The following is a 13540-nucleotide window of genomic DNA, read 5'->3' on the forward strand; positions in this document are numbered from 1 at the left end:
CGCTGCGTGAGATCTCTCTTTCCGGCCTTCTGTCGCCGGGAATTCTCCCTGCCTTTCCGCTGCTTCTCAGCTGCTTTTCTCCCGGGAGCCCTCCCATGCCTTCTGCGTCCCCCTCCGGCATCGACCGCCGGCTCTTCCTCTCCTCGCTGCTCGGCGCCTCGGCGGCCGTGGCCGGGCTCAGCGGCTGCGCGGGCGGCTCGGCCGCCGCCGAGACGGCGGGCGCCTCGACCGCTCCGCTGGCCGCCAAGGTCCCGGCCGGCACCAGCCTGAAGATCGCCTCCTATCTGAACACCCAGCAATTGCAGTTCAAGCTGGCGAAACTGCCCGAGCTGCCGTTCACGGTGTCGAGCTGGCTGAACATCGGGGCCGGTCCCGATGTCATCAACGCGTTCCGTGCCAAGTCCCTCGACCTCGCGAACAACGCGGGGATTCCACCGATCCAGGCGCAGTTCCAGGGTTTCGCGGCGAAGATCGTGGCGATCAACATCACCCGCAAACCCAACTATCTGTTCGCCACGAAGCCCGGCAGCGACATCCGCACGGTCGCCGATTTCAAGGGCAAGAAGCTCGCCTTCTCGCAGGGGCAGGCCCAGGGGGTCGTGCTGCTGCGGGCGCTGAAGGAGGCCGGGCTCGCCTACGACGACGTGCGGCTGGTCCCGCTGACCAGCAACCAGTTCTTCACGGCCCTGCAGTCCGGCCAGGTGGACGTGGCCCCGCTCTCCAACACCCAGGCGCCGGCCTATATCCAGCAGTACGGCGCGAAGGGCGCCCACACGATCGCCACCGACGTCGTCGACCTGCTCAACCTGCTGTGGGCGCCGCAGGCGGTGCTGAACGACAGGGCCAAGGCGGCCGCGGTCGCCGCGTACATCCCGCAGTGGGCCAAGGGCCTGGTCTGGCAGTGGGAGAACCCGGACACCTGGAACGAGGAGTTCTACGTGAAGACCCAGAACCTGACCCTCGCCCAGGCCCGGGGCATCACGAAGCTGGCCAACAAGCCGTTGTTCCCGCCGAGCTGGGACGAGGCGATCAAGTGGGAGCAGGAGACCGCCGATCTGCTGGCGGCGGGCGGCTTCGTGAAGAAGACCGACGTCTCCTCGCTCTTCGACCACCGCTTCGAGTCCCTCGCCGCGAAGGCCGTACCGGCGGAGTACCGGAAATGACCGCCGTGGCCACCGGCACCGTGCCGGTTCCCGTCGAGGAGGAGGCCCGCCGGGTCCGCCCGCGCCGCCGCCTCTCCCCCGGTCGCCGGCTGCCCGCCGCCCGGCTGGCCGGGCCCCTGGTCTTCCTCGCCGCCTGGGCGATCGCGTCCGCCGCCGGGCAGCTCGACCCGGGCGCGATCCCGGCGCCCTGGACGGTCCTGGACACGGCGTACCACCTGTGGACCGGGGGGACGCTGCGCACCGACATCCTGACCTCCGTGGAGCGGGCCGGGTACGGCTTCGCGATCGGGCTGACCGCCGGGGTGCTGCTGGCCCTGGCCGCCGGGCTCACCCGGACCGGGGAGGCGCTGATCGACGGGACCGTGCAGATCAACCGGGCCATCCCCACCCTCGGTCTGATCCCGCTGTTCATCCTCTGGCTGGGCATCGGCGAGACCTTCAAGATCGCCATCATCGCGATCGTCGTGTACATCCCGGTCTACCTGAACACGCATGCCGCGCTGTCCGCCATCGACAGCCGGTACGTCGAACTCGCCGAGGTCCTGGACCTGTCGAAGCTCCAGTTCATCCGGCAGATCGTGATCCCCGGCGCGCTGCCCGGATTCTTCGTGGGACTCCGGCTCGGTGTCACCGGATCCTGGCTCGGTCTGGTCGTCCTGGAGCAGATCAACGCCACCAGCGGCCTCGGCTACATGATGTTCCAGGCCCAGAACTACGGCCGCAGCGACATCATCCTGGTCGGCCTGCTGATCTACGGCGTCTTCGGCCTCGTCTCCGACACCGTGGTCCGTGGCATCGAACGGAGGGTGCTGTCATGGCGCCGCACACTGAGCAGCTGACCCGCCCCGCCGTTCGGCTCCGGGGGCTGACGAGGTCGTTCGGGGGCCGCACGGTCCTCGACGACATCGACCTCGACCTGCCCGCCGGGCAGTTCACCGCCCTGCTCGGACACAGCGGCTCCGGCAAGAGCACCCTGCTGCGGGCGGTCGCCGGACTCGACCACGGGGTCGCGGGGAGCGGTGAACTCACCGCTCCGGAACGGGTGTCGGTGGTCTTCCAGGACTCCCGGCTGCTGCCCTGGCGCCGGGTGCTGGACAACGTGGTGCTGGGACTGGACGGCAAGGACGCCGACGCGAAGGGCCGCTCCGCGCTCGCAGAGGTCGGCCTCGGCGGCCGGGAGCGGGCCTGGCCGGGCGAGCTGTCCGGCGGCGAGGCGCAGCGCGCCGCGCTCGCCCGCTCCCTGGTCCGCGAGCCCGAACTGCTCCTCGCCGACGAGCCGTTCGGCGCGCTCGACGCGCTCACCCGCATCAAGATGCACCACCTGCTGCGCGAGCTGTGGCAGCGGCACCGGCCGTCCGTGCTGCTCGTCACCCACGACGTCGACGAGGCGATCGTCCTCGCCGACCGCGTCCTGGTCCTGGAGAACGGCCGGATCGGCCTCGACCTGACCGTCGACCGCGGCCGGCCGAGCGCCCTCTACCGGAAACAGCTGCTCACCGCCCTCGGTGTCACGGAGGACCCCGCATGACCCGCCCGCTCCACCTCAACGCCTTCCTGATGAACACCGGCCACCACGAGGCCTCCTGGCGCCTCCCGGAGAGCGACCCCTACGCCCACACCGACCTCGCGCACTACGTCCGGCTGGCCAGGACCGCCGAGCGCGGCACCTTCGACTCACTGTTCCTCGCCGACGGCCCGCACCTGTGGGGCAGTGTCGAGCAGCGGCCCTCCGGGGCGCTGGAACCCCTCACCCTGCTGACCGCGTTGGCGACCGCCACCGAGCACATCGGCCTGATCGCCACCGCCTCCACCTCCTACAACTCGCCCTACAACCTGGCCCGCAGGTTCGCCTCCCTCGACATCGTCAGCGGCGGCCGGGCGGGCTGGAACATCGTCACCACGGCGGGGGCGGAGGCGGCCCGCAACTTCGGTCTGGACGCGGAGCCCGCGCACGCCGAGCGGTACGCCCGGGCCGCCGACTTCCTCGACGTGGCGCTCAAGCTCTGGGACAGCTGGGAGGACGACGCGATCGTCGCCGACAAGGCGGCCGGCGTCTGGGGCGACGACGCGAAGATCCACCCGCCCCGCCACCAGGGGCCGTACTTCAGCGTCGAGGGCGCCCTCAACGTGCCGCGCTCCCCGCAGGGTTACCCGCTGCTGGTGCAGGCGGGGTCCAGCGAGGACGGCAAGGCGTTCGCGGCCCGGTACGCGGAGGCGGTGTTCACCGCGCAGCAGACCATCGAGGACGCCCGCGCCTTCTACGCCGACCTCAAGGCCCGCACGGCCGCGGCCGGCCGGGACCCGGACCACATCAAGGTGCTGCCGGGCATCGTCCCGGTGATCGGCTCGACGGAGGCAGAGGCTCAGGCCAACGAGCGGCTCCTGGAGGACCACATCGTGCACCGGCACGGTGTCGACCGCCTGGAGCGGCTCCTGCAACTGGCCCCCGGCACCCTGGAGCTGGACGCGCGGCTGCCGGCCGACCTGCCGTCCGAGGACGCCGTCGAAGGGGCCAAGAGCCGCTACACGCTCGTCGTCGAGCTGGCCCGCCGCGAGCGGCTCACCGTACGGCAGCTGATCGGCCGGCTCGGCGGCGGCCGCGGCCATCTGACCTTCGCCGGGACACCCGAGCAGATCGCCGACGCGATCGAGACCTGGTTCACCCAGGGCGCCGCCGACGGCTTCAACATCATGCCGCCGGTGCTGCCCTCCGGCCTGGAGGCCTTCGTCGACCACGTCGTACCGATCCTGCGCGCCCGCGGCCTGCTGCGCAGGGAGTACGGCCCCCGCCGGACCCTGCGGGAGCGCTACGGCCTCCCCCGCCCCGCCAACCAGTACGTCGGTCCCGTGCTCGTCTGAAGCTCATCCGAAAGGAACCGCGATGTCCCTCGAGATCACCAAGATCACCGCGAACATCGGCGCCCGGATCTCCGGTGTCGACATCTCCCGGCCGCTCGGCGCCGAGACCGCCGCCGCGATCCGCGAGGCCCTCAGCACGCACAAGGCGCTCGTCTTCGACGACGTGAACCTCGACGACGACACCCAGCAGGCCTTCGTCCGGCACTTCGGCGAGGTCACCACCGCCCATCCGACGGTCTCCTCGATCGCCGGCGTCCCGAACGTCCTCCCGGTCGACAGCGAGCGCGGCCGGGCCGCCAACCACTGGCACACGGACGTGACCTTCGTCCTCAACCCGCCGCAGGCCACCACCCTGCGCTCGGTCACCGTCCCGCCGTACGGCGGCGAGACCCTGATCGCCAGCTCGGCCGCCGCCTACCGCCAGCTCCCCGAGCCCCTGCGCCGGCTGGCGGACACCCTGTGGGCGGAGCACACCAACGACTACGACTACGCCGTACCCGACGAGGAGATCGACGAGGAACAGGCCGCCCAGCGCGCCCAGTTCACCTCGATCACCTACCGCACGGTCCACCCGGTGGTCCGCGTCCACCCGCTGACCGGCGAACGCGGCCTGTTCATCGGCGGCTTCGCGCAGCGGATCGCGGGCCTCTCGCCGTCCGAGTCCCGCAAGATCCTCGACCTGCTCCAGGCGTACGTCACCCGGCCGGAGAACATCCTGCGCCACCGCTGGTCGCCGAACCAGCTGGTGATCTTCGACAACCGGATCACCCAGCACTACGCCATCGACAACTACGACGGCCTGCCGCGCCGGCTGCACCGGGTGACCCTCGCCGGTGACGTCCCGGTGGGCACCGAGGGCAAGGAGAGCTACTCGATCGCGGGCGACGCCTCGCACTACACGACCGTGGCCGCGTGACCGCGGTGCGTTAGCGGGTCGTCCGGATGGTGGGCGGCCGCTCCCCGCCAGTGGAGCGGCCGCCTGGCGCGGGAGACCGCGCGGCGGCCGGTCGTCCGGATGTGGGCGTTCCCGTGTCTGACGTGGCCGGCGCGCCGGCCGGCATGACGGCGGTCTTCGTCCTGGTGGCCCGTGAGGCGGACACCCGGGTGCAGCTGTACTACACGGGCGGGATGGCCGCGGTGCTCGCGGCGCTGGGCTACGTCCGGCAGCGGCGGCGCGCCGGCGCCTGACGCCCCGTTCCCTCCCCCGAGGCCCTCACGTGACGACACGTGGGGGCCTTGTCTGTTGCCCGCGCCCGGCTTCTTGTTGCTAACGTGTAGTTGCAAGTTATTTGCAACAAGAGGTCCGGAGGGGACTCACGCCCATGCCCGTCTACACGCTCCCTGAACTGCCCTACGACTACTCCGCGCTCGCGCCCGTGATCAGCCCCGAGATCATCGAGCTGCACCACGACAAGCACCACGCCGCCTACGTCAAGGGCGCCAACGACACGCTGGAGCAGCTCGCGGAGGCACGGGACAAGGACAGCTGGGGCTCGGTCAACGGCCTGGAGAAGAACCTGGCGTTCCACCTGTCCGGCCACATCCTGCACAGCATCTACTGGCAGAACATGACCGGACCGAAGGACGGCGGCGGCGAGCCGCTGGCCGCCGACGGCGTGGGCGAACTGGCCGACGCGATCGCCGAGTCCTTCGGCTCCTTCGCCGGCTTCAAGGCCCAGCTCACCAAGGCCGCCGCCACCACCCAGGGCTCCGGCTGGGGCGTCCTCGCCCTCGAGCCGCTCAGCGGCCGGCTGATCGTCGAGCAGGTCTACGACCACCAGGGCAACGTCGGCCAGGGCTCCACCCCGATCCTGGTCTTCGACGCCTGGGAGCACGCCTTCTACCTCCAGTACCGGAACCAGAAGGTCGACTTCATCGACGCCATGTGGGCCGTAGTCAACTGGCAGGACGTGGCCCGCCGTCACGAGGCGGCGAAGTCCCGCGCGGATGTGCTGCTGCCGGCTCCCTGAGCCACCGATACGCCCTGCCTCGTGATCGTCTTCTCACCGCTCACGGGGGCGGGCGGAAAAAGAAGGCCCCCGCGAGGACGTGACTCGCGGGGGCCTTCCCGTAGGGGTTCGTCAGGGCGTGCGCCCGCGACCTGATCGGGTCTACAGGTTGCTGAAGTCGGGGCCCTTGGTGCGGGTCCGCTTGATCTCGTAGAAGCCGGGGACGGAGGCGACCGCGAGGGTGCCGTCCCACAGGCGGGCCGCCTCCTCGCCCTTGGGGGCGGGGGTGACGACCGGGCCGAAGAAGGCGATCTGCTCGCCGTCCGGGCCGGGGACCGCGATGACCGGGGTGCCGACGTCCTGGCCGACCTTGTCGATGCCCTCCTTGTGGGAGGCGCGCAGCTCCGCGTCGAACTCGAAGTCCTCCTGCTCGGCGTAGTCGATCAGGTCGGCCGGCAGACCGACGTCCGCGAGCGCGCCCGCGACGGCCTCCACGGTCGGGCCCTCGCCGTTGTTGTGGATACGGGTGCCGAGCGCGGTGTACAGCGGGCCGAGGACGTCGGCGCCGTGCTTCTGCCAGGCCGCGGTGACCACGCGGATCGGCTTCCACGCCTTGGTCTCCAGCAGCTCGCGGTACTCCTCGGGCAGCTCGTCGAGCCTGGGCTCGTTGAGCACCGCGAGGCTCATGATGTGCCAGCGGACCTCGATGTCGCGGACCTTCTCCACTTCCAGGACCCACCGGGAGGTCATCCAGGCCCAGGGACACAGCGGGTCGAACCAGAAGTCGACGGGGGTCTTGCCGGAACTCGTCACGCTCTCGGACATGGTTCTCCTCGGAATACGGTCCTTTTCCAGCCGCAACACCGACACCGGCCACCCCATTCCCGGGTGCCCGCGGTCAGGTGCGCATGGGAGGATCGGTGCTGTTCCGGCGTACCGACAACCATGAGGGAGTGCCGCCCGTGCCCGGTGAGAATCTGTCCCGCGACGAGGCCCGCGAGCGGGCCGCCCTGCTGTCGGTGGACGGCTACGACGTGTCGCTGGACGTGCGGTCGGCCGTCGGCGAGGGCCAGGGCGAACCGCGCACCTTCCGCTCGGTGACCACGATCCGCTTCCGCTGCAACGAGCCGGGCGCGGCGAGCTTCGCCGACCTGATCGCACCGGGCGTGACCGCGGTGACACTGAACGGCAAGGACCTGGACCCGGGCGAGGTCTTCGACGGCACCCGGATCCTCCTGGAGGACCTGGCCGCGGAGAACGAGCTGGTGGTGGACGCCCGGTGCGCCTACTCCCGCACCGGCGAGGGCCTGCACCGCTTCGTCGACCCCGAGGACGGCGAGGTCTACCTCTACACGCAGTACGAGCCGGCCGACTCCCGCCGGGTCTTCGCCAACTTCGAGCAGCCGGACCTCAAGGCGCCGTTCCGCTTCGAGGTGCGGGCGCCCGAGGAGTGGACGGTGTGGAGCAACGGGGCCGGTGAACTCGCCGACGGGGTGTGGCGGTTCGCGGAGACGAAGCCGATCTCGACGTACATCACGTGCGTGGTGGCGGGTCCGTACCACTACGTGACGGACGCGTACGCGCGCACGCTCCCCGACGGGACGACGCTGGAGATCCCGCTCGGCGCGATGTGCCGCAAGGGTCTGGCCCCCTACTTCGACGCGGACGACGTCTTCCTCGTCACCAAGCAGGGCCTGGACTTCTTCCACGACCACTTCGACTACCCGTACCCGTTCGGGAAGTACGACCAGGCGTTCGTGCCCGAGTACAACCTCGGCGCGATGGAGAACCCGGGTCTGGTGACGTTCCGGGAGGAGTACATCTTCCGGGGCAAGGTGACCCAGGCGTCCTACGAGGCGCGCGCCAACGTCATCCTGCACGAGATGGCGCACATGTGGTTCGGCGACCTGGTCACCATGGTGTGGTGGGACGACCTGTGGCTGAAGGAGTCCTTCGCGGACTTCATGGGCACCTTCGCGAACGTCAACGCGACCCGTTTCACCAACGCCTGGACCACCTTCGCCAACCGCCGCAAGGCCTGGGCCTACCGCGCCGACCAGCTGCCGTCCACGCACCCGATCACCGCCGACATCCGCGACCTGCAGGACGCCAAGCTCAACTTCGACGGCATCACCTACGCCAAGGGCGCCTCCGTCCTCAAGCAGCTGGTGGCCTACGTCGGCCAGGACGCCTTCCTGGAGGGCGCCCGCCGCTACTTCAAGCGCAACGCGTACGGCAACACCCGCCTCGGTGACCTGCTGTCGGTCCTCGAGGAGACCAGCGGCCGGGACATGAGCGCCTGGGCCGGGAAGTGGCTGCAGACGGCGGGGGTGAACGCGCTGACCCCACAGGTGCTGCTGGACGGGGACGGCAGGGTGGCCGAGCTGGCGGTCATCCAGGAGGCCGCCGAGTCCCATCCCGAGCTGCGCCCGCACCGGGTCGCGATCGGCCTCTACCGCCGCACGGCCGAGGGCACGCTGGAGCGGTACGCGCGCGCGGAGACCGACGTCGACGGCCCGCGCACGGTGATCGCCGACCTGGCCGGCGCCGAGGCCCCGGAGCTGGTCCTGGTCAACGACGACGACCTCACCTACTGCAAGATCCGCTTCGACGACACCTCGCTGGCGACGCTCAGGGACCACCTGGGCGCCCTGACCGACCCGCTCGCCCGCGCCCTGTGCTGGTCGGCGCTGTGGAACCTGACCCGGGACGCGCTGCTGCCGGCCCGGGACTTCGTCGACCTGGTGCTGCGGTTCGCGAGCCGCGAGTCGGACATCGGGGTGCTGCAGATGCTGCACGCGTGGGCGAACTCGGCGCTGGTGAACTACGTGGCGCCCGAGTGGCGGGAGACCGCCGGGCGGCGGCTCGCGGAGGGTGCCCTGCGGGAGCTGCGGCAGGCCGAGCCGGGCAGCGAGCACCAGCTGGCCTGGGCGCGGTTCTTCGCGTCGACGGCGGCGGACGGGGCCGACTTCCAGCTGCTCCAGGAGCTGCTGTCGGGCACCGCCACGATCGACGGCCTGGACGTCGACCAGGAGCTGCGCTGGGCGTTCCTCGAACCCCTCGCCGCGCACGGCGTGGCCGACGACTCCGCGCTGGCGGCCGAACTGACCCGCGACGACACCGCGTCCGGCAAGCGCCACCAGGTGCGCTGCCTGGCCGCCCGGCCCTCGGCGGCCGTGAAGGCGCAGGCCTGGGCGCAGGTCGTGGAGTCGGAGGCGCTGTCCAACGCGCTGGTGGAGGCGACGATCGCGGGCTTCGCCCAGTCGTCGCAGCGGGACCTGCTGGCGCCCTACGCGGAGAAGTACTTCGAGGTCATCGCGCGGATCTGGGAGGACCGTTCGATCCAGATCGGCATGGACGTGGTCCGGGGTCTGTACCCCTCGCTCCAGGACCGTCCGGAGACGCTGGAGGCGACGGACGCCTGGCTGACGGCGCACGCGGACGCGCCGCCCGCGCTGCGCCGGCTGGTCCTGGAGGCCCGCGACGACCTGGCCCGGACGCTGCACGGACAGGAGTGCGACGCGCGGGCCGTGACCGGCTGACCTTTGGCCTTGGGTTTCCCGCCGCGTGACCGTTACGGAATTCAGTCAATCATGACCGTAACCCCTGGTCCGCACCCGATCGGACCAGGGGTTTTCGTCTCCTACTCGGCACTCGAACACCTGACCTTTAGCACCGTCTTGTCCGCATTCTTCAACAGGAACGTAACAGCGGTTAAGGGTCAGACCGGACAAGGGAATCTCCGGTCCATGACCCACAACACCCCGCTCTCCCCCCGCCCCCTCCGCCACCTCTCCGACGTCCACCGCCGGGTGCTGACGACGGCTCAGCTCCGTTCCCACGGCGTCCCGGCCACCGAGATCGCCGAGCAGTGCCGGGCGGACGGCCCCTGGCAGCAGCTGCTCCCCGGGGTGATCCTGCTCCACCCCGGCCCGCCGACCAGCGAGGAACGCCTGCACGGAGCGCTGCTGTTCGCCGCCCGTGAGCCGGCCCCCGGCGTCCCGGTCCAGCCGGGCGCCGACGCCCCGCACCGCACGGTCTACCCGGAGGCGATGATCACGGGTCTGGCGGCGCTGACCCTCCACGGCTTCTCCGCCACCCCGCCGCTCCTCTCCCTGGACCACGTGGACGTGCTGGTCCCGCGCCTGCGCCGGATCCGCTCCACCTCCTACGTCCGGGTGCTCCGCACCTCGGCCCTGCCGACCCCCGAGCCGGTGACCGGCCTGCCCGTCGCCCCGGTCCCCCGCGCCCTCGCGGACGCGGTGGCGGACCTGACCGACGGGGAGGCGGTACGACGGCTGCTGACGGAGGCGGTCCGCGGCCACCACTGCGAACCGGCCGCGGTGGTAAGGGCGTTGAACGAGGCGAAGCTGCTGTCCCGACCGCATGTGGTGGACGCCGTCGACTCGCTGGTCGCCGAGGGCCGGGCCATCGCCGAGGACCGCCTCTACCGGATGGTCCACGAGTACGGCCTGCCCGACCCGGTGTGGAACGTGGACCTGCGTCTGCCCGGCGGCCCGCACCTGGGCGGTCTGGACGCCTACTGGCCCGAGCAGGCGGTGGCGCTCGAACTGGACACCCGCGCCCCGCGCCAGAGCGATCGGCAGGAGGAGGACGCCCTGTGGTCCGAATACGCCTGCAAGCGCGAGCACCTGGAGCGGCTGGGCATCACCGTCGTCCACCTCACCCCGAAGAAGCTCCGCGACGCGATGGAGCAGCAGGCGGCGGTGGTCCGTACGGCACTGATGGCGGCCGACGACCGGGACCCGGCCGCGCATGTCGTGGTGCTGCCCCGGTAGCGAGGGGGGTCGCCGCCAGGAGGGGAGAGGAGGGGCCGCCGGTCGGAGGGGGACCGGCGGCCCCTCCTCACGTCGCGGCGGCCCCCCAACCGGCGCGCTCTCCTACTGCCCGCTGACGCCTGGGCGCAGTTCGTCGCGCACGTCGCCGACGACGCGGTCGAGCAGGTCGGCGTACGCGGCGATCATCCGGGTACGGCTGAACCGCTCGCGGCTCGCCAGCAGCGCCGGTGCGAACGCGTCCCGCTCGGCCACCGCCGCCGACCACGCGAAGGCGATGGCGTCGGGGTCGAAGGGCGTCACGAGACCGTGCCCCGCCACGATCGACGCGCTGTCGCCGACGTCGGTCGTCACCGGTACGGCGCCGCACATCATGCCCTCGATCAGGCAGAGCGGTGCCGCCTCGCCGGAGACGGAGGTGAGGGCGACGACGTCGGAGCCGGCGTAGACGGCCTCCATGTCGTGCCGCACGCCCAACAGGTGCACGCGGTCGCCGAGGGCGGCCCGGTCGGCGCCGAAGGCGATCTCCATGTCGGCCCAGAGCGCGGGGTTGTCCTCGGTCATCCCGGCTCCGCACATGACCACGTGACCACCGCCCTCACGGGCCAGCCACGCCCGGGCCGCCCGCAGGAAGAGCGGCACGTTCTTCATGCCCGCGTACCGGGCGGCGAAGACGACGACGGGAGCGGTGGCCGGGATCCCGGCGGACTCGCGGAAGGCGAGGCGCACCGCGGCGTCCGGGCGGAAGCGGAGCAGGTCGACCCCGTTCGGGATGACGTGCAGCAGCTCACCGGGGATGCCGGCGGCCTGGTACGCGTCCCGCGTCGACTCGGCGCAGCACACGCAGGCGACCACCGTGCCGTCCGCGATGGCGGCCTTCAGCTCGTCCAGCGCCGGGCCCTGGTTCTCCGGGTCGGACCGGTGCAGGCAGACGACGACGGGGCGACGGGGCAGCCCGGCCTGGTTGAGGAGCGCGAGCGGCTGCTCCTTCAGGGAGAGGATGACGTCCGCGCCGGCCATCGCCCGCGCGGTATCGGCCAGCTCGGGCCCGCTGAAAACCGACGCCGCGACGGTGCCGTCGACGAGGCCCGCGGTACGGCCGAGGGAGGTGACGTCGATGCCGCCGGCGGTGAGCGCGCGGTAGCAGGCATCGTCCTCCATCCGTTGCGTGGTGGCTTCCCGGTGGACCTCACCGTGCAGACTCAACACGCGATGCCACTGCTGACCGCCCTCGACGAGGCCCAGCAGCACATCACTGTGCACGATCCGGGCTCCCCCGGAGAAAAAACCCTCGTAGACCGAGAGCACACGAAGTCCGAGCCGAGCGCCCACACGATCACCAACCTTGCACCATATCGAGCCATCCCCGGGAACCGCGGGTTAGCCGATATGAGGCGGTACGGACGTTTCATTCGGATGAACGGTATGTCTCGTATCGGAGTCCGATTCATTTACACGGCGGGTACCGGGACCGTCACTCCCGGCATCGTCCGACGCCCCGCGTCGCCACCCCTCTGACCTGCGGTTTTACGGGACCTTGTCGGGGCGGTGGGAGGCACGGGACCGACCCGGGCGACGGCAAAAAAATCGGCAAGCGCGCCACCCGAACGTACGACGGTGTCAGTGACGGCCGCGGTGGGCGTTGAGCCGGGCGGCCTGACGGGTCAGGTGGTCGCGTTCGGCGAGGTGGGTCGCCTTCCGGGCCGCCTCGGCGTACAGCCGGGCCGCGGTCGGCAGGTCGCCGTCGCGCTCGTGGAGGTAGGCGGCGACCGCGGTGTGCCGGGGCAGGGCGGCGTCGAGCACCGCGAGCGCGGCGAGGCCGGCGCGGGGTCCGTCGGCCTCGCCCACGGCGACCGCGCGGTTGAGCCGGACGACCGGGCTGTCGGTCAGGCGCGCGAGTTCGTCGTACCACTCGACGATCTGCACCCAGTCGGTCTCCCCGGCGGTGGGCGCGTCCGCGTGCAGGGCGGCGATCGCGGCCTGGGCCTGGAACTCGCCGAGGCGGTCGCGGGCGAGGGCCGCCTGGAGGATCACGACGCCCTCGGCGATCAGGCGGGTGTCCCAGCGGCTCCGGTCCTGCTCGGCGAGCGGCACCAGACTGCCGTCGGGCGCGGTGCGGGCGGCACGGCGGGCGTGGTGGAGCAGCATGAGGGCGAGCAGGCCGGCCACCTCGGGGTGGTCGATCGAGGCGGCGAGTTGCCGGGTGAGCCGGATGGCTTCGGCGGCGAGGTCGACGTCGCCCGAGTAGCCCTCGTTGAAGACGAGGTAGAGGACGCGCAGCACGGTGGCGACATCGCCGGGCTGGTCGAAGCGCACGCCGGAGACGGTGCGCTTGGCCCGGCTGATGCGCTGGGCCATCGTCGCCTCCGGCACCAGGTAGGCCTGGGCGATCTGCCGGGTGGTGAGCCCGCCGACGGCGCGCAGTGTGAGCGCGACCGCCGACGACGGGGTCAGCGACGGGTGGGCGCACAGGAAGTACAGCTGGAGTGTGTCGTCCACCGCGGGCGCCGGCCCGGGGGCCGGTTCCTCGTCGACGAGGTCCTCGCGCCGGCGGCGGGCGGTGTCCGCCCGGGTGGCGTCGAGGAACCTGCGCCAGGCCACGGTGACCAGCCAGCCCTTCGCGTCCCGCGGCGGGTCGGCGGGCCAGACCCGGACCGCCTCGACGAGCGCGTCCTGCACGGCGTCCTCGGCCGCCGCGAAATCGGCTCCGCGGCGGACCAGGATCCCGAGCACGCTCGGCGTGAGGCTCCGGAGCAGAGCCTCGGTCACCTCG

At 71.5% G+C, this 13540-nt stretch carries 11 protein-coding genes and 1 pseudogene; 9 read left to right on the forward strand and 3 right to left on the reverse strand.

The window, feature by feature from the left end:
* Window positions 1-95: 95 nt before the first annotated feature.
* The 7 genes and pseudogenes from ACZ4N4_RS04895 (at window position 96) to ACZ4N4_RS04925 (ending at window position 5992) form a co-directional block, all read left to right on the forward strand.
* Window positions 96-1163, forward strand: a complete 1068-nt coding sequence (locus ACZ4N4_RS04895; protein WP_467584444.1) for an ABC transporter substrate-binding protein — start codon at window positions 96-98, stop codon at window positions 1161-1163.
* Window positions 1160-2002: an ABC transporter permease gene (locus tag ACZ4N4_RS04900; RefSeq protein WP_467584446.1), complete on the forward strand. Its 843-nt coding sequence runs from the start codon at window positions 1160-1162 to the stop codon at window positions 2000-2002. Before ACZ4N4_RS04895 ends, ACZ4N4_RS04900 begins: the two co-directional genes overlap by 4 nt.
* Entirely contained in the window at window positions 1978-2691 is a 714-nt protein-coding gene (locus tag ACZ4N4_RS04905) for an ABC transporter ATP-binding protein (RefSeq protein WP_453575901.1), read from the forward strand. Before ACZ4N4_RS04900 ends, ACZ4N4_RS04905 begins: the two co-directional genes overlap by 25 nt.
* Window positions 2688-4022, forward strand: a complete 1335-nt coding sequence (locus ACZ4N4_RS04910) for an LLM class flavin-dependent oxidoreductase (protein WP_453575898.1) — start codon at window positions 2688-2690, stop codon at window positions 4020-4022. Before ACZ4N4_RS04905 ends, ACZ4N4_RS04910 begins: the two co-directional genes overlap by 4 nt.
* Window positions 4023-4044: 22 nt before the next feature.
* Window positions 4045-4938 carry a TauD/TfdA dioxygenase family protein gene (locus ACZ4N4_RS04915; protein WP_453575895.1) on the forward strand — a complete coding sequence of 298 codons (894 nt, stop codon included), beginning with the start codon at window positions 4045-4047 and terminating at the stop codon, window positions 4936-4938.
* Window positions 4939-4998: 60 nt separating this feature from the next.
* Window positions 4999-5210 (forward strand): annotated as a pseudogene (locus ACZ4N4_RS04920) (amino acid transporter); the annotation flags it as partial.
* A gap of 134 nt (window positions 5211-5344) precedes the next feature.
* Window positions 5345-5992: a superoxide dismutase gene (locus ACZ4N4_RS04925; RefSeq protein ID WP_467584450.1), complete on the forward strand. Its 648-nt coding sequence runs from the start codon at window positions 5345-5347 to the stop codon at window positions 5990-5992.
* A gap of 141 nt (window positions 5993-6133) precedes the next feature.
* Here the strand turns inward: ACZ4N4_RS04925 and ACZ4N4_RS04930 are convergent, their stop codons facing one another.
* The gene (locus tag ACZ4N4_RS04930) at window positions 6134-6796 is read right to left on the reverse strand and encodes a mycothiol-dependent nitroreductase Rv2466c family protein (protein WP_450755699.1); all 663 of its coding nucleotides are present in this window, start codon (window positions 6794-6796) and stop codon (window positions 6134-6136) included.
* Between the two features lie 137 nt (window positions 6797-6933).
* Here ACZ4N4_RS04930 and pepN point away from each other — a divergent pair, with 137 nt between their 5' ends.
* Window positions 6934-9513, forward strand: a complete 2580-nt coding sequence (gene pepN, locus ACZ4N4_RS04935) for an aminopeptidase N (protein WP_453575890.1) — start codon at window positions 6934-6936, stop codon at window positions 9511-9513.
* A 207-nt stretch (window positions 9514-9720) separates the two neighbouring features.
* A complete protein-coding gene (locus tag ACZ4N4_RS04940) occupies window positions 9721-10770 on the forward strand; it encodes a hypothetical protein (RefSeq protein ID WP_453575888.1) in 1050 nt (349 codons plus the stop codon).
* A 102-nt stretch (window positions 10771-10872) separates the two neighbouring features.
* On the opposite strand, the gene ACZ4N4_RS04945 is transcribed toward ACZ4N4_RS04940, so the two are convergent.
* Both ACZ4N4_RS04945 and ACZ4N4_RS04950 read right to left on the reverse strand, forming a co-directional pair.
* Entirely contained in the window at window positions 10873-12075 is a 1203-nt protein-coding gene (locus tag ACZ4N4_RS04945) for a glycosyltransferase (RefSeq protein ID WP_453576012.1), read from the reverse strand.
* Between the two features lie 312 nt (window positions 12076-12387).
* Entirely contained in the window at window positions 12388-13536 is a 1149-nt protein-coding gene (locus ACZ4N4_RS04950; protein ID WP_467585329.1) for an RNA polymerase sigma factor, read from the reverse strand.
* Between the last annotated feature and the right edge of the window lie 4 nt (window positions 13537-13540).

This window comes from Streptomyces sp. NPDC026538, from assembly GCF_055567535.1.